This is a genomic window from Lonsdalea iberica (assembly GCF_002111585.1).
In the GTDB taxonomy this organism is placed as follows: Bacteria; Pseudomonadota; Gammaproteobacteria; order Enterobacterales; family Enterobacteriaceae; genus Lonsdalea; species Lonsdalea iberica.
Genome location: NZ_LUTP01000011.1, coordinates 44,013 through 65,325, shown reverse-complemented (window position 1 = coordinate 65,325; position 21,313 = coordinate 44,013). Strand labels below are relative to the sequence as shown.

The following is a 21,313-nucleotide window of genomic DNA, read 5'->3' as shown; positions in this document are numbered from 1 at the left end:
GCTTTCTCTCTTTGCTGGAGGATAGTTCGGCACCGGCGGAGCCGATGCGAGTGGGAGGATTATGCCAAGCTCGTCCCCCGGCCTCCACCTTAATATGCCCGCTAGCCGTCTTTGGAGACGCGCAAAAAAGCATAAGCTGGACGACTAATACGCCTGACGCCGGGCGGCGCCGAAGGGTCAGGACTAAAAGGATTGCGCGCGGTTAAGTTTTTCTCCTCGGGAAGCGCGAGATAAAATAGCGACGCTAACCTGTTATGGATAAAGGATTTTCATTTTGAACCAGCTTCATACCTTCACCATCCCCAGTACGTCATTCACCCCTAACGGGGACCGGTTCGGCAATTACCTGCGCGTCATTCATCAAGGAAACGTTTTTTACACCCACAAAGTAAACTATCAACATCCCGAGCAATTCGAACGCTTATCCACCACGGGAAACTGGTATTTCTGCGCCCATCAACTCTTCGACGGGAGTTACTGGATACACTGGATAGCCGATGACAACGGTTTGATACTCGAGCCTGAAACCGCGTCTCAGAAAGCGGGGCCGCTATTGATTCGTAGTATTGTGCCGTTATTAATAGCGCTGCTTGCCGCCATCGCGTCTTGCATTCTATTTCATACTTACCCAGCTCTTGCCACTATCGCAGTGGTGGTCGGCATATTCGCGGCGTTGGGAGCGTCCGCCAGCCTGAGCACCCTGTTCGCTTTTTATCACCCGATAAATACGCTGTCGTTGAAATATCTCGCCAGAGTGAAGCGCCGGGACATGCGTTTTTTTACTTCCCCTCCGACTAAGACGACGCATTCCGTCGTCAAAAAACGCGATGAGCAGTGGCGTTGTCAGGCAAAAGACGGCGATCTCCTGCTGGAAGGCAGTGTAAATCACGTACAAGACATGTCATGGCGTGCCATGAAAGGAGAGGATGAAGTCCATTACGAAGCCTTCTTCTTTACCTGTAGCAATCGCTCGCTGATCATGTGCTGGAATCGGGGTGATTCTTCTGTGTATCCCCCCGTGCGTTTAACTTACGCGCCGCCGTTTATGGCCATCAACGACCACGTTCGTTGTCTTTATGAAAACAACGAGAAGAAATCCATTTTGACACAGCGGTTACCGAGCCAAACGCATAAGGTCATTAGCTTGATTAACATGACGGAGGGAAGCGCCTACCGGCTTCGTGGCGCAGGCGTCCTCGGGATCAGACCGAATATCATTGAGCGCTGTACGCTCTCCCCTCAAGGGCAATACACATCCTGACGCGCCGCCCCCCCATCACAAGGGGGAGCATTGCCGTACAGGAAAGCGGGAAGAACACTCCTCGTCAGCGCATTGTGCCGACGGGGAGCCAACGTGCTAAACCGCCAGCATCACACGACACATTTCGCCCCTGGCAGCAAATCATTAGCCTCCGCTGGCAGGAGCCGCAGCGATTATTCCTGCCGCGTTTCGTCTTCCTCATCATCTTCAAAGCGCGCGACAACGCGCTCTCCCTGATGCCCCTGACGGAGCGCCTCCGCGACACGGGCGATAGCTTCGCCGCTGCTGAGCCCTTCCGAAATCAATCGATGAATTTCTTCGACGGCCTGCTGTTGCTGTTCATGTGTAAGCGACGGAATACCTGCAAACATATCTCTCTCCTGAATCTGGCGGGGTCATCCCGGCATCCTAGACGTCGCACGGCTCACGAGTGTGGTACGCTTACATTCTGTCATGCCTACGTACCCACGCGACCGGTATACTTCCGGTCACTACCCGAATGAGAACGCCCGAAAATCCATATGCCAATGTCGTTAGTCTACCATGCTCTGCCTTATCAACCGGACGCTTTGTTGACCCAATTCGCCCCGCTCTCCGAGCAACCCTGGGCGATGCTGCTGCACTCCGGCACCGCTGAACATACGCATAACCGATTCGATATCCTGGTCGCCGACCCGCGCGTGACATTACAGACCCGCGGCGACATCACCGAGATAGCCGAAGGCGGCAACGTTCAGCCCTCATCGGCCGACCCGTTCGAACTGCTGCAAGAGCAGTTGGAGCGATTAGACCTGACCGCGACCCCGACGCCGAACCTGCCGTTTCAGGGCGGCGCGCTAGGGCTGTTCGGCTACGATCTCGGCCGACGCGTGGAACGCCTGCCGACGCGGGCAGCGCAGGATATTGATATCCCCGATATGGCCGTGGGTGTGTATGACTGGGCGCTGATTGCCGACCATCATCAGCGCCGGCTGACGTTAATCACGCAGGGCGACCCGGCGCCGCGATTGGCGTGGCTTAAAGCGCAGTGCGCATCGAGGTCCACTGCCGCCTTTGCGTTGACCTCCGGCTGGCAGGCGAGCATGTCTCGTGAAGAGTACGGCGCCAAGTTTCGTCAGGTTCAGGACTATCTGCGCGCGGGCGACTGCTATCAGGTTAATCTGGCCCAACGCTTTCAAGCCCGTTATGAAGGCAGTGAATGGCAGGCATTCCTGCGTCTTTCCGCCAGCAATCGCGCGCCTTTTTCGGCCTTTATCCGGCTGCCGCATAATACGGTCATCAGCGTATCGCCCGAGCGCTTCTTATGGCTGAACGACCATCATATTCAGACTCGCCCGATTAAAGGCACGCTGCCCCGCCTGGCCGATGCCGCAGATGATGTCAGGCAAGCGGAACGTCTGGCCACCTCGGGCAAAGACCGAGCGGAGAACCTGATGATCGTCGACCTGCTGCGCAACGATATCGGTCGCGTAGCTTCGCCCGGCAGCGTCCGCGTACCGGAGCTGTTTGTGGTTGAAGCGTTTCCGGCGGTACACCATTTGGTGAGCACCATAGAAGCCCGGTTGCCCGCTGAATTGCATGCGGCCGATCTGCTACGCGCCTGTTTCCCCGGCGGCTCCATCACCGGCGCGCCGAAAGTCCGGGCGATGGAGATTATCGAAGAGCTGGAGCCGCAACGCAGGACCGCCTATTGCGGCAGCATCGGCTACCTGAGCGTCTGCGGCACCATGGATACCAATATCACTATCCGTACGCTCGTTACAGACCGAGGTTCGATCTACTGCTGGGCCGGCGGCGGCATCGTCGCCGACAGCGAGGAGCAGGCGGAATATCAGGAAACGTTCGATAAGGTCGGACGTATTCTGCCGTTGCTGGTGTCTCACTCTTGATAGCAATTTGACGAGGCGCTGGCGTGACTCATTTCACCATACAACATCGTGCGGCGAACGCGGAGACTCTAGCGCCTTTCGACCTGGCCCAGTTCATCACGCGTTTCCAGCTGCAGTCGCCGGATAAGACGCCGGCCAGCCGCTATCAGCGACAGGCCGCCGTGCTGGTGCCGATTATTTGCCATCGCGAACCCACGTTGCTGTTGACCCGACGCGCCGCGAATCTTCGCACGCATGCGGGTCAGGTGGCCTTCCCCGGCGGCGCGGCCGACCCGGAAGATTGCTCCCTGATCGCCACCGCGCTAAGAGAAGCGTATGAGGAGGTGGCGATCCCCTCTTCTTGTGTGCAAGTGTTAGGCACGCTGCCCTCGCAGGACAGCGTCAGCGGTTTTCAAGTCACCCCGGTCCTCGGCCTGTTGCCTCCGGATCTGACGCTGAGGGCGCAGGCGACCGAGGTGGCCGCAGTGTTCGAAATGCCGCTGCGAGAAGCCTTTGCCCTGCACCGTTACCATTCATTAGATTTTGAACGAGAGAATCGTCTGCATCGGGTTTATCTTCGCAGCTATCAGCATCAATGGGTCTGGGGGCTAACCGCGACAATTATTCGTCAATTGGCGTTGCAGGTCTCGGCCTCTTAATTATTCAAACGCGTCCGTGACTTCGCACGGCCTCCCACTCCCCACACACCCTGCACTGTCTTGCGCGGCAGCCCGCGCAATGGCGAGCCGTATGCTCCACTTGACGTTATGGCGGTATTTTCAACGTGCTAGCTCGAACAATCGCTGTGCCGATGGCTATCGCCCCCTATCCGACATTAGATTTTTGTAGTCTTGATAGCCTGGTGGAATAAGTTTATTTCATGCGAAAAGCCCCCCTTGGCCCACCGTAATCCCACTACAATAGCGCCAATATTTAGCCGCCTAACAAAGGCGTTCGACGGACGTTCAAAGGAGTGGTGCGTGATAAGCGTTTTCGACATGTACAAGATCGGTATCGGGCCTTCCAGTTCTCATACCATCGGCCCGATGAAGGCCGGTAAACAGTTCGTCGATGAATTGGAGCAGGTCGGCCTTCTCACCAATACCGATAGTGTGAAAGTCGATGTGTACGGCTCGCTGGCGCTCACCGGTAAAGGCCACCATACGGATATCGCTATCATCTTGGGTCTCGCCGGCAATCAGCCGGACACCGTCGACATCGATGCTATCCCTACATTTATTCAGGATGTCGCCCTCCATCAGCGTTTACCGCTGAACGGGCAGCATGACGTGACGTTTTCCCAGACTGATGGCCTGACGTTCCATTCGGAAAACCTGCCGCGGCATGAAAACGGCATGACGCTGAGCGCCTACGCCGGCGATGCGCTGATTTACCGCCAGACTTACTACTCTATCGGCGGCGGTTTCATCGTCGATGAGGCACACTTCGGACAGCCCGTGTTAGCCCCCGTGGACGTGCCCTATCCTTATCGCTCGGCGCAGCAGTTACTTGCGCTGTGTAAAACGCACGGTCTCTCCATCTCCGCATTAATGCTGCGCAATGAGCAGGCCATCCGGCCGCAGGCCGAGATCGAGGACTATTTTGCGCATGTCTGGCGCGCGATGAGTCAGTGCATCGACCGCGGTCTCAATACCGAAGGCGTACTGCCTGGGCCGTTGCGCGTTCCTCGCCGTGCCGCCTCACTACGACGCATGCTGATGTCGTCCGATGCCTTAACCCGCGATCCGATGACCGTGGTCGACTGGGTCAATATGTTCGCTCTGGCCGTCAATGAAGAAAATGCGGCGGGCGGTCGCGTTGTCACCGCGCCGACCAATGGGGCCTGCGGTATCGTTCCCGCCGTGCTGGCCTACTACGATCGTTTCATCGAACCCGTCGGCCCGCAGGTCTTCCTGCCCTATTTCATGACGACAGGCGCGATCGGTATTTTGTACAAAATGAACGCCTCCATTTCGGGCGCCGAAGTCGGCTGTCAGGGCGAGGTCGGCGTCGCGTGTTCGATGGCCGCCGCCGGTCTGACCGAACTGCTCGGCGGCAGCCCCGAACAGGTCTGCGTCGCCGCGGAAATTGGGATGGAACACAATCTGGGGCTGACCTGCGATCCCGTCGCCGGTCAGGTGCAGGTGCCCTGCATCGAACGTAATGCGATTGCGGCCGTCAAGGCGATTAACGCGTCGCGTATGGCCTTACGGCGCACATCTGAGCCTCGGGTGTCGTTGGATAAAGTCATCGAAACGATGTATGAAACCGGAAAAGACATGAATGCGAAATACCGGGAAACGTCGCGCGGCGGGTTGGCCATCAAAGTACAGTGTGATTAAACGACGCTGAATGGAGAAGGCTGTGCGCGAATGCGCACAGCCGAGGGTAAAACGAATTACGCGTCTTCGTCGTGGACCGGCTGGTCGACAATGCGTTCGATACGCACCAGTTCGATGCGGTATTCGCTGGCCGCCATGATGGTAAATCTCAGCCGGCTAAACTCCAGCACGTCTCCCACATGCGGGAACTCATTGCTATGAGCCAGCAGCAGTCCGGCGAGCGAGGTGTAATCCTCTTTTGGGTCTACCAGATCCTGCATGTCCAACGCCTGCTGTAGCGAGTGCAAATCGGTCCCGCCTTTCACTAGCCAGCCAGTGGCGTCGGCAACGATCTCCGGCGTTTCATCCTCGTCGGGGAATTCACCGGCAATCGCTTCCAGCACGTCCAGCGGCGTCACCAGCCCCTGTACGACGCCAAACTCGTTGGTCACCATAACGAGACTGCCTTTCGCTCGGCGCAGAACCGGCAGCAGGTTGATGACGTCCAACGTTTCCGGCACCACGATAGGCGATGTCACAGCGGCAAAAGTTTCCACATCCCGCCCTTCTTCCAGCGCCACCAGCAGATCTTTGGCGCGCACGACCCCTACCAGCTCATCCAACTCACCGCGGCAGACCGGGAACAGGCTATGCGGGGTATCGAGCAGCTGAATACGGATCTCCTCCGTGGAACGTTCGCTGTACACCCAGGAAATTTCCGTCCGCGGCGTCATGACGCTGCGCAGGGAACGCGAGGCCAGCGTCAAGACGCCGCTGATCATATAGCGTTCTTCCTCGGCAAACGTCTCTTCGATCCGCTGTTGAGGTGCTTCCTCATCATCCTGTTCGCGGTTTTTCGCACGCGCGCCCATCAAGCGCAAAATCGCTTCGGCGGTCCGCTCGCGCATGGGCCGATGCGACTGGTGCTTCGCGAAGTTATGGCGCGCAATCTGGTTGAACAGTTCGATGACGATGGAGAATCCAATGGCCGCGTAGAGGTATCCCTTAGGAATATGGAATCCGAATCCTTCTGCAACCAGGCTTAGCCCGATCATCAGCAGGAAGCTGAGGCACAGTACCACCACCGTAGGGTGTTCGTTCACGAATCGCGTCAGCGGTTTCGATGCCAGCAGCATCACGCCCATCGCGATGACCACCGCGGTCATCATGATCCCCAAGTGGTTGACCATCCCAACGGCGGTAATCACCGCATCCAGAGAGAAAACTGCATCCAGAATGACGATCTGAATCACGACGGCCCAGAAATTAGCGTGTTCGCGAGTGGCATTGGGATCATGCGGACGGTTTTCCAACCGCTCATGCAGTTCCATGGTCGCCTTGAAGAGAAGGAATATCCCTCCGGCGAGCAGAATCAGGTCTCGGCCAGCGAAGCTGAAGTCACCGACCTGAAACAGCGGACGCGTCAGCGTCACCATCCAGGAAATTAACGAGAGCAGTCCCAGACGCATCAACAGTGCGAGCGACAGGCCGATGACGCGGGCCTTATCACGCTGTTTGGGTGGGAGTTTGTCCGCCAGAATGGCGATAAACACCAGATTGTCGATGCCCAGTACAATTTCGAGTACCACCAACGTCAGTAAGCCTGCCCAGATTGAAGGATCTAGCAAAAATTCCATGTCAGACTCCGAAAAATGAACGAACTAATGACATGAATGCCACAGCGTTTTTGAATAAGGTTGAGATGTGTGCACGATCGGCTTGAGGCTGATGTGGGCCTGAATGGCCGGTTAAGAAGTACCAATCACCCGCCGCAGCCGGTGTAATAGAAATGAATCGTCGATGACAGTCCATAGGAAAGGCGTCCGCCTGTAACTCCTCTTTAATGGCAAGAAAGTTAACTCTAGCAGGTTGTTTCTGGTTTTAACAAAGTTTTTCTATAGACGTACTTTCTTCGTCAATGTTGATAACAAGAGCACACTTTTCAGGATTCGTATGACAGATCACATTTTGCCCCCAAGGATTGGGGACCAGCGTCACACTAATTATTTTTTCGCAACATAAAATAATTCACGGCTGGGTCAGATATTTCTGAACAGATTGAATCGATTCACAGTTCGTGCCAGGCCGGCTTCGCTTCTCTGATGAAGCAGACTCAAAAATGCATTTTGAACACTGATGTCAACAAGACGGGAAACCTTTCGTTTAGATGCGGCTCCCCGTTCTCTCTGAACACAGCACACCTGATAAAGGGTGTTAAACGAGGAGGTAGCAAGTGAGTATCGCGATTATCTTATGCACTCACGGTGCCACTGCCGGGCCCTTACTCAATACAGCTGAAATGATCCTGGGAAAACAGGATAACGTCGGCTGGATTGATTTTGTTCCCGGCGAAAATGCAGAAACGCTGTTAGAGAAATATCAAACTAAACTCGGCGAGCTGGAGACGGCTCAGGGGGTTCTCTTTCTGGTCGATACCTGGGGGGGAAGTCCTTTCAATGCAGCCAGCCGTCTGGTGACGGATAAAGAAAACCACGAAGTGGTCACCGGGGCCAACATCCCCATGTTGGTTGAAACCTTTATGGCGCGTGACGACGACCCAAGCTTTGATGACTTGGTGGATATCGCCCTTGAAGCGGGCCGCGCTGGCGTCAAAGCGCTCAAAACGGCTGACCCCGTCCCCACTAAACCTGCGCCGAAACCAGCCGCCGCGACCGCGGCCGTCCCAGGCTCCGGCGGGCACATGAAAATCGGTCTTGCCCGTATCGACGACCGTTTGATCCATGGTCAGGTAGCAACCCGCTGGACCAAAGAAACCAACGTCAACCGCATCATCGTCGTCAGTAATGAGGTTGCCGCCGACAATGTGCGCAAGACGCTGCTGACGCAGGTGGCGCCTCCCGGCGTCAGCGCGCATGTGGTGGACGTTGCTAAAGCCATTCGTGTCTACAACAACCCCAAATATGCTGCCGACCGCGTCATGCTGCTGTTTACCAATCCGACCGATGTCGAAACGCTGGTCGAAGCCGGCGTGGATTTGCCGTCGGTCAATATCGGCGGCATGGCCTACCGACAAGGAAAAATACAGGTCAATAACGCCGTGTCCATAGATGAAAAAGATATTGAGGCATTTCGTAAACTGGCCGCTCGCGGGATTGAGTTGGAGGTCCGTAAAGTTTCAAGCGATAGCAAAATCAATATGTTGGATTTAATAAACAAGGCGGCTCGCTAATATACCAAAAATAGTGATGCGTAACCTTTTAAAGACTCAGAATGCTATTCATACAGGAGAAGTACAATGGAGATCACCACGCTTCAAATTGTGCTGATATTTATCGTAGCTTGTATATCGGGAATGGGTTCGATTCTCGATGAGTTCCAATTCCACCGACCTTTGGTGGCCTGCACCTTGATTGGTTTTGTTCTCGGCGATATTAAGACCGGTATTATTATCGGCGGGACATTGGAAATGATCGCCCTGGGCTGGATGAATATCGGGGCCGCCGTGGCGCCCGATGCCGCGCTGGCGTCCATTATTTCCACCATCCTGGTCATCGCGGGCGGACAGAGCGTCGGCGCGGGGATCGCGCTGGCAATTCCACTGGCGGCGGCGGGTCAGGTGCTGACAATCATCGTTCGCACCATCACGGTCGCTTTCCAGCATGCGGCCGACAGTGCAGCTGAACGCGGCAATCTGTCGGCGATTAGCTGGCTGCATATCTCCGCTCTGCTGTTGCAAGCCATGCGTATCGCCATCCCGGCCGTACTCGTCGCTATTTCCGTCGGCACCGAAATAGTGCACACCCTGCTCTCGTCTATACCGGATGTCGTCACAAACGGCCTGAATATTGCGGGCGGTATGATTGTCGTTGTCGGTTATGCAATGGTCATCAATATGATGCGCGCCGGCTATCTGATGCCGTTCTTCTATCTGGGCTTCGTCACCGCGGCCTTCACCAACTTCAACCTGGTAGCGCTGGGTGTGATTGGCGTCGTCATGGCCGTGCTGTATATCCAGGTCAGCCCGAAATACAACAAGGCTCAAGGCGCGGCGGCTCCCGCTCAGGGCCACAACGATCTCGACAACGAACTGGATTAACAGGAGTGAAATCATGACCGATTCAACCCAAGTAAAAAAGCTCACTGCCAGCGATGTACGAGGCGTGTTTATTCGCTCTAACCTGTTTCAGGGATCGTGGAATTTCGAACGTATGCAGGCGCTCGGCTTCTGTTTCTCAATGGTGCCCGTCATCCGCCGCTTGTATCCGGAAAATTCGGAAGAACGCAAACAGGCAATTAAGCGCCACCTGGAATTTTTCAATACCCATCCTTTTGTCGCCGCCCCGATTCTGGGCGTGACAATGGCGATGGAAGAACAGCGTGCAAACGGTGCACCCATAGACGATGGCGCCATCAACGGCCTCAAAGTGGGATTGATGGGCCCCCTGGCCGGCGTCGGCGACCCTATCTTTTGGGGAACCGCCCGCCCGGTATTCGCCGCGCTCGGCGCCGGAATTGCCATGACGGGAAGCCTGCTTGGCCCGCTCCTGTTCTTTGTTCTGTTTAACCTGGTACGTCTGCTGGTGCGCTACTACGGCGTCGCTTACGGCTATAAAAAAGGCGCGGACATCGTCAGCGATATGGGCGGCGGTTTCCTGCAAAAAATGACGGAGGGAGCGTCAATTCTCGGTCTGTTCGTCATGGGGGCGCTGGTTAACAAATGGACCCACGTTAACATCCCCATGGTGGTGTCACGCGTGACCGGTCAGGATGGAAACACCACGGTGACGACCGTGCAATCCATACTCGATCAACTCATGCCGGGTCTGGTTCCGTTGCTGTTGACCTTCGGCTGTATGTGGCTACTCCGCCGCAAAGTGAATGCGCTGTGGCTGATCATGGGCTTTTTCGCCATCGGCATATTCGGTTACTGGATTGGCCTGCTGGGGCTGTAATGCTCTCCTGCCGGGGATAGTTATCCCCGGCCCGTTCATGGAGTCGTCATGAGTTTCACCGATATCATTATCCTCCTTTGTATTGCCCTCACCCTCATCTACGCCGTCTATGATGAGTTTCTCATGGATCGTCGTCAGGGTCCGACACGCCTGCGAATATTATTACGCCGTTGCCGTCATTTAGATGCTTTGATTTATATCGGGTTGATCGGGATTTTAATTTATAAAAATATTGCAAGTTATGGCACCACCATGACAACGGTATTACTGTTCTCCCTATTATTAATGGTTATTTATCTTTCCTTTATTCGATATCCCAAATTGATATTTAAACCGCAAGGTTTCTTTTATGAAAATATTTATATTTCTTATGCAAGAATAAAAAATATCAATCTATCAGAGGACGGAATTCTAGTTATTTTCTTAGAGAAGAAATCATTAAAAATCAGCGTCAGCAAATTAGATGACTTGGAAAAAATATATAATTTTATGATTGAAAATCAATAAATTAAAAACCCTTCCCCATATGCATGTCGGCTAAGAGATAATCAGCGCTATGCGCTATTTTCTCTGTTTTTTCTCCATGCGAATTATGCTGTCATTTCTAGAATGTTTCACATATGTCAAAAGTGAAAATAGTTATCAGTTGCATTTGTTTCCCTCAATATATTTATTGTTGTTTAGCTCAGAATTAATATGTTAAGGTTGCGCGGTCATTTGGGGAGTAGCCAATTTCTGAACTTTTGTATCAGGAATGTTCGTGTCAACATGCTCGTTTTTCCAAAAAAAACGTGGTGCGAACGGCCAGACAGGCAGGCGAGACCATATGCACGCGATCTATTATCTGGTTGGGGGGATAGATCGTGTGATATGGAGAAACGCCCCGCCGAGGCTATTTACAATGAACCTATCTGCAACATTAATTCTTGCCTTTGGCATGTCCATGGATGCTTTCGCCGCTTCAATCGGTAAAGGCGCCGCTTTACATAAGCCTCGCTTCAGCGAAGCCATTCGCACCGGACTAATTTTTGGTCTCATCGAAGCCATTACGCCGTTGATCGGTTGGGGCCTCGGCTTTTACGCCAGTCGCTTCATCATCGAATGGGATCACTGGGTCGCTTTCAGCCTGCTGTTAATCCTCGGCACACGTATGATCGTCGAAGGATTCAAGTGTGAAGACACGTCATCTCAGGGCGGAAAAATCCGCAAACACGGCCTACTTACGCTAGTCTGCACCGCTATCGCCACTAGTCTCGACGCCATGGCGATAGGCGTGGGACTCGCTTTCCTACAGGTCAATATTGTTCATACCGCGATGGTGATTGGATGCGCCACTATGATTATGGTGACCTTTGGTATGATGATTGGCCGTTACGTTGGACCGCTGCTGGGTAAAAAAGCGGAGGTCATGGGCGGCGTAGTATTGATCGGTATCGGGTGTAATATCCTCTACCGGCATCTATCCAATCTGGCCTGATTGATCAGGCAGGCGAAGCGATCCTTTCTGTCGCCTGCCGTTCAACACCGCTACAGTTTGCGGTGCATTCGAATCAGAAAATCAGTTTCACATTCAAACAGCGCTTCTGCAGTCAATGACGCCATCACCTCCGGTGTCGCCTTCCATGCAAAAGGCGTCATTTGCAATAGCGCCGCCGCTTCCTCGCCTGTCAGGGACAGTTTGTAGCGAAGCTTATTCATGTCTTCCAGCTTAAATCCCACCAGCGTTTCTTCCTTTATGGGATGCAGTTTTACCTCTCGATAAATGCGCTCTTTCAGCTGATACAAATGTCGTGGACCGGGAGAGACCGTCATCACCAGACCGTCCCGCTTAACGACGCGCTCCAACTCTTTGTCGTTACAAGGAGCGTAAATCTTCAACACCGCATCCAATGAGTGCGCGTTGAACGGCAGACGCTGGCTCGATGCAACGCAAAAATCCACACGATGATACCGGCGTGCGGCGCGTTGGATCGCCACTTTAGAAACATCTAAACCACAAACCTGTACGCCAGAATCCGCCAGACATAATGACAATGCATCCGTGTAGTACCCTTCGCCACAGCCAATATCCAGTACCGCCTCAGCCTGCCGGGTCAATTGGCGCTTGAGCGCCGCGCACAGATGATCGCGTAGTGGCAAATAATGGCCCGCATCCAGAAATGCACGACGGGCCTGCATCATTTCCGCGTTGTCTCCGGGCTGCTTTGAGCGCTTGAACTGCACTGGGAGCAGATTGACATAGCCTTCTTTCGCGCGGTCGAAATGGTGTTGTCCACAGGTCCAGCGGGAAGGTTCGAGTTGAAGCGGCTGATGGCAGAGGGGGCATTGGTACAGCGCTGACGACATCTTGTTACCTTTTTGTTGCATACTTCGGCTGACGACAAAAACAAAAACCCGCATCGAGGCGGGTTTTATTACGCAGAGTTTGTAAATTACAGTGCAGTTACGTTTACTGCTGAAGGACCTTTCTGGCCATCCTGAATTTCAAACTCAACATTCTGGCCTTCTGCCAGAGTTTTGAAGCCATTACCCTGAATTGCAGAGAAATGTACGAATACATCTTTGCTACCGTCAGCCGGAGTAATGAAGCCAAAACCTTTAGACTCGTTGAACCACTTAACCTGACCTTTAATCTTTGCCATTTCAATATTTCCTTTAAACGTTCCAGACCGCCCGAAGGCGTTGTACAGATAAACTTGAGTCGTTGCTGCTAGAGGCACCAAAGTAAGGATCGACAGAGAAGTGGTATTCAACGTGAACGTTAGTACTCAAGACTTCTTTACGGAAAATGCCATTCATATACAGAACTGAACCTCGTTTCATCCAAATGCGTTATCACATACTCTGTGATCCTTGGCAAGCCATTTTTTACCAATGGCCGGCACGACGCACAAATTCGTATATTTCATGCTTTATTCGCATATCCATTTCTAATAGCTGGCATTATTAGTGCGCAGTGTGATGATAAAAATGAATACACGACATAACCTTACTTGGATACCACAATTATGGCACCCTACCGTCGGGTCGCCACCCCCCTGATTAATTAATTTTTTATTATTGGTCATTACCACGAAATGTAATTGAACTTCACAACATGAGCTATCAGAAGGCTAAAACAAAACGCCCCTGTCTTTGATGTGACAAACATCCTGGCTTTTCGTTCTTCTCAGCCATTCAATTCTACCGGCTTAAGAATCAACTCTCTCGAAACCAGCCGTCGCGTTCCAGCACGATAACAAAATGAAAGCGTTAATAGACTTGTCTGACGCCAGTAAAGCGTTGTTCATCCAGGAACACCGCGTGATACGTATGCTTTACAGGCCAGCGCTGGCCACTACGACCACACAACGATTGTAACATTTGACGATATTCACTAATCTTTCTTTAACCACTGATACGTACTGACGTTATCTGCGTCGAACGCCCTGCTCCCTATCACTGACAGAGTGTTGTTCGAAATTTGTATAAATTGAAGAGATTGACACCTAATCGAGGGCATCATACCATCCAATAAATGATAACGATTATCATTCAATTAATACTAACAGCCTTAGAGGACCTCTAATGAATTCGTGTCGACACGCTCTTTCCGTCTCTTTCTATAGTTTCGTCTGGATAGTTTTCAGTGCATTAACCTTAGCGTCCGCGCACGCTGCTGATAAATTCCGGGTTGTGACAACCTCGACCATTATCCAGGATATGGCGCAAAATGTCGCTGGCGATGCCGCGACGGTAGTCTCCATCGCCAAAGCCGGCGCGGACATTCATGATTATCAACCGACACCGCGCGACATCGTCAAAACCCAGTCGGCCCAACTGATTTTGTGGAACGGGATGAATCTGGAGCGCTGGTTCACACGTTTTTTCGAAAACATCAAGAACGTCCCCGCCGTCGTGGTAACCGAAGGCATCACGCCTCTTCCAATCCGTGAGGGCGCCTATAACGGCAATCCAAATCCTCACGCTTGGATGTCCCCCGCTAACGCACTAATTTATGTCGAGAATATTAGACAGGGCTTGGTGAAGTACGATCCCGCTCATGCCGCGACCTATAACGAGAACGCCCGCCGTTATGCCGAAAAAATCAACGCCATCGACGCGCCGCTGCGCGAGCGCCTGGCTCGCATTCCAGAGGCTCAGCGCTGGTTGGTGACCAGCGAAGGCGCATTCAGCTATCTCGCTAAGGATTATCATTTAGGTGAAATCTATCTGTGGCCCATCAATGCCGATGAACAGGGCTCACCGCAGCAGGTTCGACGAGTTATCGATCAAATTCGCCAGAAACACATTCCGGTCATTTTCAGCGAAAGCACGGTTTCAGATAAGCCCGCGCGTCAGGTGAGTAAGGAAACCGGAGCCCGATACGGCGGCATTTTGTATGTAGATTCTCTGTCGACTCAGGACGGTCCTGTACCCAGTTATTTGGACCTGCTACGGGTCACGGTGGATACCATCGCTAAAGGATTCGAGCTATGACCCAAATTGTAGAGACAGCACGCAATACGCTGTCATTGGATGTTAAGTCGGTTTCCGTCACGTACAACAACGGCCATCAGGCCATCCGTGATGCCTCCTTTTCATTGACTGACGGCACGATCTGCGCGCTGGTCGGCGTCAACGGCAGCGGTAAATCTACGTTATTCAAAAGCATTATGGGACTGGTCAAACCCACCAGCGGCGAGGTTCGGCTGAACCAGCAACCCATTGCTGCCGCACTGAAACAAAACCAGATCGCCTATGTGCCGCAAACTGAAGAAGTGGACTGGAATTTCCCTGTGCGGGTTTCCGACGTCGTCATGATGGGCCGCTATGGCAAGATGAACTTCCTGCGAATACCGGCAGCGAAAGATAAGGCCCTCGTCGCGGAGGCGCTGGAGCGTGTCGGACTCTCTGGCTTACGCGATCGCCAGATCGGCGAACTGTCCGGCGGTCAGAAAAAACGTGTTTTTCTCGCGAGAGCGCTGGCTCAACAGGGGCGAGTCCTATTACTGGACGAACCGTTTACCGGGGTGGACGTTCAAACGGAAAATGCCATTGTCGACCTGCTGCGCGCGCTACGAACGGAAGGTCATCTCATCCTTGTCGCCACCCACAATCTCGGCAGCGTGCCGGAGTTCTGCGACCAGGTCATTTTGGTCAACCGCACTGTTCTCGCCGCGGGCCCGACGCACAGCACGTTTACGCAGTCCAACCTGGAGAAAACCTTCGGCGGCGTGCTCCGTCACATCAACTTAGGGGGATCCCATCTGCACGCCGACGACGATAATCGCTGCGTAACGGTGCTGACGGATGATGAACGTCCCGCCGTGTTCTACGGTTCGACCAAAAGCGACCCTCCGACATTCAGCCAATTTTCAGGGGAGAAAAAAGCGCCATGAGCGAATTACTCCTTCCCTTTAGCTACGACTACATGCTGAAAGCCATCTGGGTCAGTGCTATGGTCGGCGCCGTGTGTGCTTTTCTCTCCGCTTATCTGATGCTCAAAGGCTGGTCTCTAATGGGAGACGCCCTGTCCCATTCGGTCGTTCCCGGCGTCGCTGGCGCCTACGCGCTGGGGCTGCCTTATGCGGCTGGCGCGTTTTTCAGCGGAATGCTGGCCGCGCTGGCCATAACCTTCGTCAGACAGATAACGCGTCTAAAGGAAGACGCTATCATCGGCTTTATCTTTTCGACCTTTTTCGCCGTGGGACTGCTGATCATCTCGTTGAACCCGACCTCCATCAATGTACAGTCGATCATCTTCGGCAATATTCTCGGCATTGCCGATGAAGACGTCCTGCAAGTGAAGGTCATTAGCGGCGTGACCTTCATCATATTGTGTCTGCGTTGGAAAGATTTACTTGCCGTGTTCTTCGACGAAAACCATGCCAGCTCGCTCGGTCTCTCGCCGTTGAGACTGAAAATACTGTTCTTCACCCTGCTAAGCGCCTGCACCGTCGCCGCGCTTCAGACCGTGGGCGCAATACTGGTGATCGCCATGGTCATTACGCCGGGCGCGACGGCCTATCTGCTGACCGACCGATTTGGGTATCTGATCTTGATCTCTATCGCTGTAGGAACGCTGACGAGCGCGATGGGCGCCTATATCAGCTTCTTCCTGGACGGCGCCACCGGCGGCATTATCGTCACGCTACAAACGCTGGTCTTCCTGCTGACCTTTGTTTTTGCGCCGAAACATGGCGTGCTGGCCGCGCGTCGCCAACGTCGACGCGCCAGACAGGGAGAGACCGCATGAGTCTGGTTCACTGGATGACCGACCCGCTGAGCTATCCGTTTATGCAACGCGCCCTGCTGGCAGCGGTAATTACCGGCGTCGTTTGCGCTGTACTGTCCTGCTATCTGGTGCTCAAAGGCTGGTCTTTAATGGGAGACGCCATTTCCCACGCCGTGCTGCCGGGGATTGTGCTGGCATTCTCGCTTGGCATTCCATTGGCGATAGGCGCATTCGCCTCCGGCCTCTTCTGCGCGGTCGCAACGGGCTACGTGAAGACCCACTGCCGGGTGAAGGAGGATACCGTGATGGGGATTATTTTCTCCGGTATGTTCGCGCTAGGACTAGTGATGTTTGCCCGCGTCGATAGCGATCAGCACCTCACCCACATTCTGTTTGGCAACGTGCTGGGAATTTCTCAGGCTGACCTGTGGCAAATCGTCGTTATCGCCGCCATTACATTAACGATAGTGCTGCTGCGTCGCCGAGACTTCATGTTGTACTGTTTCGACCCCAACCACGCTCGCGTAATCGGACTGCCGGTAAAAGGGTTGCACTATGGGCTGTTATGCCTGCTGTCCCTGACTATCGTCGCTTCTTTACAGGCAGTCGGCGTCATTCTGGTCATCGCCATGCTGATCGCGCCCGGTATCATCGCCTATCTGTTCTGCAAGACGTTTGACCGTATGCTGCTCATCGCTACGGGAGTGTCGGTTTTATCGTGCGTGTCCGGCACGTGGGTCAGTTTTTACATCGACGGCGCAACCGGCCCCTGCATCGTCATTATTCAGGCATGTCTGTTTGCTGTTGCACTGAGCTATCACCAATTGAAGTCTCGACACCCTCGCATCAACGTTTAACCGCAAAAATTCATACCGCCGGCCGTGACAAGGGATTACGGTTGGCGGTATGGTGAAGCCAACGCCGTTTTTTTAACCAAACACGCTTCAATACCCTACCCGCCGCTAGCATGTGCGATGGAAGGCGATGGTGACGAATTTTAGAGGACATGGACCGCTAACGTAACGATATATCGCGTCATTCCAACAGGAGGTTTCTCGATGTGGCACTCGATCGGTCAATTATTGGCAGAACATTTGGGGCCGGGAGAATTACGGGATCGCAGGGAATTGCCGGGCGGAGAGATCCATTCCGCATGGTATCTCCGTTATGGCAAGCACGACGTTTTTATCAAAAGTGACTCACGGGAGATGCTGCCGAAATTCCGGGCGGAAGCTGAACAGCTTGAGCTGCTGGCCCGGAGCGAAACGGTGCATGTTCCCAAGGTATATGGTGTCGGCAGCCACCGAGACGTCAGCTTCCTTCTCCTACAATATATTGAATTCAAACCCTTGGATGCGCACGGAGCGTGGCGCCTCGGCGAACAGTTGGCGCGCCTGCACCAGTGGAGCGAACAACTCCTGTTTGGCTTCGACTTCGATAACGACCTCTCCACCACCCCACAGCCGAATGCCTGGCGCCGCCGCTGGTCCCGTTTTTTGCCGAACAACGAATCGGCTGGCAACTGCAACTGGCGGCAGAAAAAGGGATGTCTTTCGGGGATATCGATGCGTTGGTAGCCATCGCAGAACAGAAACTTTCCAGCCACCAGCCGCCGCCTTCGCTGCTGCATGGCGATTTGTGGTCTGACAACTGGGGGAACAGCGCGGGTGGCGTGTATCTGTTCGACCCGGCCTGCTATTGGGGAGATCGGGAGTGCGATCTGGCGATGCTGCCGCTCTATCCGAAACTCCCACCGCAAATCTATGACGGTTACCAGAATGTCTGGCCGCTTGATAACGGTTTTGTAGAACGGCAGCCGATTTACCAAATTTACACCCTGCTCAATCGGGCAAATTTGTTCGGCGGCGAGTCCATTGCCGCGGCGCAGCAGGCGATCGATGCGCAGCTGCATGAGGTGGGCTAGCGAGTATGGCGTGAGTCGGGCTGTTCCCCAACCCGCGCAATCAGGCGATCAGGCCGATGACTTTTAGTACGACATAGCCAATGACGCCGACGATGACCGGCAAAATGTACAGCGGGAAGAACTGAAACAGAATGGTGTGGCGCGGAAGTTTGACCCGGGTTTCCAGTTCGTGACGGGTTTTGCCGTCGTTGCCTTTTGCGGTTTCCAAGATCATCTGATCTTCCAGCCCCTCGCGGATATGCTTCACTTGACGCGAAAGGCGCGCACCGGACACCTGCATGGCCAACCCGACAAAGATAAGGATATAAATCAGCCAAAACATCAGGGTCGGTGAAGAGAATAGGCGGCTAAAGTCCGGCACCGGCGAGTTATGCCAGAAGAGATTGAGAAACGGCGTATTGAAGCGAAGCACTTCCACGACCAGATGCAAAAAGTCCTGCATTACCCCATTAATCCCCTGCTTTCTCTCGGTGAAGTCATAAATGACATTCGCCAGCGAAATGATCGTAGAAAGCACGGCCGGAATAAAAATGATCCATCCCGCGATACGTTTGACCACGGCGATAAGGCCTGCCTGTTGATACGTCATGAGTTCCCCTTGATGAGTGACGCAGACTAAATATCTCAATGAGATAACACATAGTGTAGACACATAAAAACCGTTAGCAGGGTACTTCAGGTTTCCAACGAGTCAACGTTTTCTTTCAGGATGGCCTTTTGAAGCAATGATTTAGCGAATAACTGGTTTATAATTGCAACTCTTTTTGATTGTCACCCTCACAGGAGTCCAGCCCTATGCCTGCTATTTACCCTATTAACGCGGCCATTTTCGACATGGACGGTTTGCTGATTGATTCAGAACCGTTTTGGGAGCGTTCGATACATGAAGTCATTAGCGGATTGGGCGTCGATATGTCTTCAACCGACGGCATGCCGGACCTGTTGGGCCTGCGTATTGATATGGTGGTTGCACTCTGGTACCAGCACTCCCCCTGGAAAGGCCCCAGCAAAGAAGATGTCACCACTCGCATCATCAAACGTACCATTGAGTGCGTGGAAGAAAGCCGTCCTTTGTTACCGGGCGTGGAGCAGGCATTGCAACTGTGCCGCAGCCAAAATCTGAAGATCGGTCTGGCGTCCGCCTCCCCGCTATTTATGTTGGAGCAAGTGCTGGAGATGTTTAATCTGCGGGATTATTTCGATACGCTGATGTCCGCCGACCAACTCCCCTATAGCAAGCCTCATCCCGAAGTTTATCTGCGCGCGGCGCACGCGCTGGACGTCTCCCCGCTCGCCTGCGTCACTTTGGAAGATTCGGTCAATGGCATGATCGCGACCAAGGCCGCCCGCATGCGTTCTATCGTCGTTCCGGCGGCAGAGATGCGCAACGACCCGCGTTGGGCATTAGCTGACGTTAAACTGGAGTCGCTGGAACAGCTCACCGCCGCCCACATTTCCTGAACCACTTGCGGTGCTCCGTCAAGCCGGAGCACTCATTAATCCAGCTCCTCTTTATCTTCCCCTTGCCGGTTTTTCCTTACAGAAAACAGGGATGTTCTCTTCATCGTCAAAACGATTTTAACAATCATATCAATCTGTTAATGAGAATGAATTTGCTTCTCTTTTCACATTTTTTATCTCGCCGATATGCTACGCTTACTATCGATATATCACCAATACAACGGAGATGGTTTCATGATGATGAAAGCAGCAGTTGCAAAAGCCTTTGGACAGCCTCTGGTTATCGAGCAGGTCCCTGTACCGGAAGTGGGGCCAGGTCAGATATTGGTCAAAATTGCCGCCACCGGCGTATGCCACACCGATCTCCACGCCGTAGAAGGTGACTGGCCGGTCAAACCTAATCCGCCCTTTATTCCGGGCCACGAAGGTGTGGGGCACGTGGTTAAAATCGGTGCGGGCGTCACTCACCTGAAAGAAGGCGATCGCGTGGGCGTTCCCTGGCTGTATTCCGCCTGTGGACACTGCGAATACTGTTTGGACGGTTGGGAAACGCTGTGTGAAAAACAGCAGAACTCCGGCTACTCGGTCAACGGAAGCTTCGCAGAATACTGCCTCGCCGATGCCAATTATGTCGGTATCCTGCCGGATGACGTGGAGTTTAACGAAATCGCCCCTATCCTGTGCGCAGGCGTAACCGTTTATAAAGGTCTGAAAATGACCGACACCAAACCGGGCGACTGGGTCGTTATCTCCGGTATCGGTGGTCTAGGTCACTTGGCCGTTCAATACGCGAAGGCGATGGGCCTGAACGTTGCGGCCGTTGATATCGACGACAGCAAGCTGGAGTTCGCCAAACGTCTGGGCGCAGCCGTCACCGTCAACGCAAAAAACACCGACCCGGTGGCTTACCTGAAAAAAGAAATTGGCGGCGCGCATGGCGTTCTGGTCACCGCGGTTTCTCCGAAAGCATTCGAGCAGGCCATCGGTATGGCCGCCGCGGCGGCACCATCGCGTTGAACGGCCTGCCGCCGGGTAAATTCGATCTGTCGATCTTCGACATGGTGCTGGACGGTATCACCGTTCGCGGTTCCATCGTCGGGACGCGTAAAGACCTGCAGGAGTCACTGGACTTCGCCAGCAAAGGCAAAGTGAAAGCTAATATTGCCGTTGAACCGTTGGAAAATATCAACGACATTTTCGCTCGCATGCATGCCGGTAAGATTGAAGGCCGTATCGTCGTCGATATGTCGCTGTAATCGCCTCTTCCCCGTGGGCTTCACCGCGGGGATATTTGTCTACCTGCTACTCGATCAATTTCACTTCACGGCTTGCCAACCGCACGATAACC

Annotated in this window: 19 protein-coding genes and 3 pseudogenes; 16 read left to right on the top strand and 6 right to left on the bottom strand. The window is 53.6% G+C overall.

Features of this window, described 5'->3' with window-relative positions; translation table 11 throughout:
• The first annotated feature begins 274 nt into the window (after positions 1-274).
• On the top strand, positions 275-1,261 hold the full coding sequence (locus tag AU511_RS06240) for a hypothetical protein (RefSeq protein ID WP_094109134.1): 987 nt from the start codon (positions 275-277) through the stop codon (positions 1,259-1,261).
• A 173-nt stretch (positions 1,262-1,434) separates the two neighbouring features.
• Here the strand turns inward: AU511_RS06240 and AU511_RS06235 are convergent, their stop codons facing one another.
• Positions 1,435-1,632: a YoaH family protein gene (locus AU511_RS06235; protein ID WP_094101453.1), complete on the bottom strand. Its 198-nt coding sequence runs from the start codon at positions 1,630-1,632 to the stop codon at positions 1,435-1,437.
• A 150-nt stretch (positions 1,633-1,782) separates the two neighbouring features.
• On the opposite strand from AU511_RS06235, the gene pabB reads away from it, so the two are divergent.
• The 3 genes from pabB to AU511_RS06220 all read left to right on the top strand — a co-directional run bounded on the left by pabB (position 1,783) and on the right by AU511_RS06220 (position 5,471).
• Positions 1,783-3,150: an aminodeoxychorismate synthase component 1 gene (gene pabB / locus AU511_RS06230; protein ID WP_094109133.1), complete on the top strand. Its 1,368-nt coding sequence runs from the start codon at positions 1,783-1,785 to the stop codon at positions 3,148-3,150.
• Between the two features lie 23 nt (positions 3,151-3,173).
• Entirely contained in the window at positions 3,174-3,788 is a 615-nt protein-coding gene (locus AU511_RS06225; RefSeq protein WP_094101455.1) for a CoA pyrophosphatase, read from the top strand.
• A gap of 321 nt (positions 3,789-4,109) precedes the next feature.
• Positions 4,110-5,471, top strand: a complete 1,362-nt coding sequence (locus AU511_RS06220; protein WP_094109132.1) for an L-serine ammonia-lyase — start codon at positions 4,110-4,112, stop codon at positions 5,469-5,471.
• 56 nt (positions 5,472-5,527) lie between these two features.
• Here AU511_RS06220 and AU511_RS06215 read toward each other — a convergent pair whose 3' ends face one another.
• Complete coding sequence (locus tag AU511_RS06215) at positions 5,528-7,087, bottom strand: TerC family protein (protein WP_094109131.1); 1,560 nt, start codon at positions 7,085-7,087, stop codon at positions 5,528-5,530.
• Between the two features lie 596 nt (positions 7,088-7,683).
• Between AU511_RS06215 and manX the strand changes: the two genes are divergently transcribed.
• The 5 genes from manX (at position 7,684) to mntP (ending at position 11,840) form a co-directional block, all read left to right on the top strand.
• On the top strand, positions 7,684-8,640 hold the full coding sequence (gene manX / locus AU511_RS06210; protein ID WP_094109130.1) for a PTS mannose transporter subunit IIAB: 957 nt from the start codon (positions 7,684-7,686) through the stop codon (positions 8,638-8,640).
• A gap of 66 nt (positions 8,641-8,706) precedes the next feature.
• On the top strand, positions 8,707-9,507 hold the full coding sequence (locus AU511_RS06205; RefSeq protein ID WP_094109129.1) for a PTS mannose/fructose/sorbose transporter subunit IIC: 801 nt from the start codon (positions 8,707-8,709) through the stop codon (positions 9,505-9,507).
• A gap of 13 nt (positions 9,508-9,520) precedes the next feature.
• Positions 9,521-10,363 carry a PTS mannose transporter subunit IID gene (locus AU511_RS06200; RefSeq protein ID WP_094101328.1) on the top strand — a complete coding sequence of 281 codons (843 nt, stop codon included), beginning with the start codon at positions 9,521-9,523 and terminating at the stop codon, positions 10,361-10,363.
• A 48-nt stretch (positions 10,364-10,411) separates the two neighbouring features.
• Positions 10,412-10,870 carry a DUF986 family protein gene (locus AU511_RS06195; protein WP_094109128.1) on the top strand — a complete coding sequence of 153 codons (459 nt, stop codon included), beginning with the start codon at positions 10,412-10,414 and terminating at the stop codon, positions 10,868-10,870.
• A gap of 394 nt (positions 10,871-11,264) precedes the next feature.
• The gene (mntP, locus tag AU511_RS06190; protein ID WP_094109127.1) at positions 11,265-11,840 is read left to right on the top strand and encodes a manganese efflux pump MntP; all 576 of its coding nucleotides are present in this window, start codon (positions 11,265-11,267) and stop codon (positions 11,838-11,840) included.
• A gap of 50 nt (positions 11,841-11,890) precedes the next feature.
• Here the strand turns inward: mntP and rlmA are convergent, their stop codons facing one another.
• From rlmA to AU511_RS06175, 3 genes and pseudogenes are all read right to left on the bottom strand, one after another.
• A complete protein-coding gene (gene rlmA, locus AU511_RS06185; RefSeq protein ID WP_094109126.1) occupies positions 11,891-12,709 on the bottom strand; it encodes a 23S rRNA (guanine(745)-N(1))-methyltransferase in 819 nt (272 codons plus the stop codon).
• An 86-nt stretch (positions 12,710-12,795) separates the two neighbouring features.
• Positions 12,796-13,005, bottom strand: coding sequence for a transcription antiterminator/RNA stability regulator CspE (cspE, locus tag AU511_RS06180; RefSeq protein WP_005968829.1), 210 nt, complete (start codon positions 13,003-13,005; stop codon positions 12,796-12,798).
• A gap of 43 nt (positions 13,006-13,048) precedes the next feature.
• Positions 13,049-13,162: pseudogene (locus tag AU511_RS06175) on the bottom strand (DUF2627 domain-containing protein); the annotation flags it as partial.
• A 768-nt stretch (positions 13,163-13,930) separates the two neighbouring features.
• On the opposite strand from AU511_RS06175, the gene AU511_RS06170 reads away from it, so the two are divergent.
• The 5 genes and pseudogenes from AU511_RS06170 (at position 13,931) to AU511_RS06150 (ending at position 18,504) form a co-directional block, all read left to right on the top strand.
• Positions 13,931-14,842 (top strand): metal ABC transporter substrate-binding protein, encoded by a 912-nt coding sequence (locus tag AU511_RS06170; protein WP_094109125.1) that lies wholly within the window; start codon positions 13,931-13,933, stop codon positions 14,840-14,842.
• Positions 14,839-15,744, top strand: coding sequence for a manganese/iron ABC transporter ATP-binding protein (locus AU511_RS06165; RefSeq protein ID WP_094109124.1), 906 nt, complete (start codon positions 14,839-14,841; stop codon positions 15,742-15,744). Before AU511_RS06170 ends, AU511_RS06165 begins: the two co-directional genes overlap by 4 nt.
• Positions 15,741-16,601 (top strand): metal ABC transporter permease, encoded by an 861-nt coding sequence (locus AU511_RS06160; protein ID WP_094109123.1) that lies wholly within the window; start codon positions 15,741-15,743, stop codon positions 16,599-16,601. The genes AU511_RS06165 and AU511_RS06160 overlap by 4 nt, the downstream gene beginning before the upstream one ends.
• Positions 16,598-17,437, top strand: coding sequence for a metal ABC transporter permease (locus AU511_RS06155; protein WP_094109122.1), 840 nt, complete (start codon positions 16,598-16,600; stop codon positions 17,435-17,437). Before AU511_RS06160 ends, AU511_RS06155 begins: the two co-directional genes overlap by 4 nt.
• Positions 17,438-17,638: 201 nt before the next feature.
• Positions 17,639-18,504 (top strand): annotated as a pseudogene (locus tag AU511_RS06150) (fructosamine kinase family protein).
• 40 nt (positions 18,505-18,544) lie between these two features.
• Here the strand turns inward: AU511_RS06150 and AU511_RS06145 are convergent.
• A complete protein-coding gene (locus AU511_RS06145; protein ID WP_094109121.1) occupies positions 18,545-19,093 on the bottom strand; it encodes a YniB family protein in 549 nt (182 codons plus the stop codon).
• A gap of 206 nt (positions 19,094-19,299) precedes the next feature.
• On the opposite strand from AU511_RS06145, the gene hxpB reads away from it, so the two are divergent.
• Together hxpB and adhP are read left to right on the top strand one after the other, a co-directional pair.
• Positions 19,300-19,965: a hexitol phosphatase HxpB gene (hxpB, locus tag AU511_RS06140; protein WP_094109120.1), complete on the top strand. Its 666-nt coding sequence runs from the start codon at positions 19,300-19,302 to the stop codon at positions 19,963-19,965.
• A gap of 240 nt (positions 19,966-20,205) precedes the next feature.
• Positions 20,206-21,221, top strand: a pseudogene (gene adhP / locus AU511_RS06135) (alcohol dehydrogenase AdhP).
• Positions 21,222-21,313: the final 92 nt, after the last annotated feature.

Excerpts from the sequence above, each read along its gene's own strand:
- AU511_RS06235 (WP_094101453.1), bottom strand. The coding sequence starts at position 1,632 with ATGTTTGCAGGTATTCCGTCGCTTACACATGAACAGCAACAGCAGGCC.
- pabB (WP_094109133.1), top strand. The coding sequence starts at position 1,783 with ATGCCAATGTCGTTAGTCTACCATGCTCTGCCTTATCAACCGGACGCT.
- AU511_RS06215 (WP_094109131.1), bottom strand. The coding sequence starts at position 7,087 with ATGGAATTTTTGCTAGATCCTTCAATCTGGGCAGGCTTACTGACGTTG.
- AU511_RS06205 (WP_094109129.1), top strand. The coding sequence starts at position 8,707 with ATGGAGATCACCACGCTTCAAATTGTGCTGATATTTATCGTAGCTTGT.
- AU511_RS06200 (WP_094101328.1), top strand. The coding sequence starts at position 9,521 with ATGACCGATTCAACCCAAGTAAAAAAGCTCACTGCCAGCGATGTACGA.
- AU511_RS06195 (WP_094109128.1), top strand. The coding sequence starts at position 10,412 with ATGAGTTTCACCGATATCATTATCCTCCTTTGTATTGCCCTCACCCTC.
- mntP (WP_094109127.1), top strand. The coding sequence starts at position 11,265 with ATGAACCTATCTGCAACATTAATTCTTGCCTTTGGCATGTCCATGGAT.
- rlmA (WP_094109126.1), bottom strand. The coding sequence starts at position 12,709 with ATGTCGTCAGCGCTGTACCAATGCCCCCTCTGCCATCAGCCGCTTCAA.
- cspE (WP_005968829.1), bottom strand. The coding sequence starts at position 13,005 with ATGGCAAAGATTAAAGGTCAGGTTAAGTGGTTCAACGAGTCTAAAGGT.
- AU511_RS06170 (WP_094109125.1), top strand. The coding sequence starts at position 13,931 with ATGAATTCGTGTCGACACGCTCTTTCCGTCTCTTTCTATAGTTTCGTC.
- AU511_RS06165 (WP_094109124.1), top strand. The coding sequence starts at position 14,839 with ATGACCCAAATTGTAGAGACAGCACGCAATACGCTGTCATTGGATGTT.
- AU511_RS06160 (WP_094109123.1), top strand. The coding sequence starts at position 15,741 with ATGAGCGAATTACTCCTTCCCTTTAGCTACGACTACATGCTGAAAGCC.
- AU511_RS06155 (WP_094109122.1), top strand. The coding sequence starts at position 16,598 with ATGAGTCTGGTTCACTGGATGACCGACCCGCTGAGCTATCCGTTTATG.
- AU511_RS06145 (WP_094109121.1), bottom strand. The coding sequence starts at position 19,093 with ATGACGTATCAACAGGCAGGCCTTATCGCCGTGGTCAAACGTATCGCG.
- hxpB (WP_094109120.1), top strand. The coding sequence starts at position 19,300 with ATGCCTGCTATTTACCCTATTAACGCGGCCATTTTCGACATGGACGGT.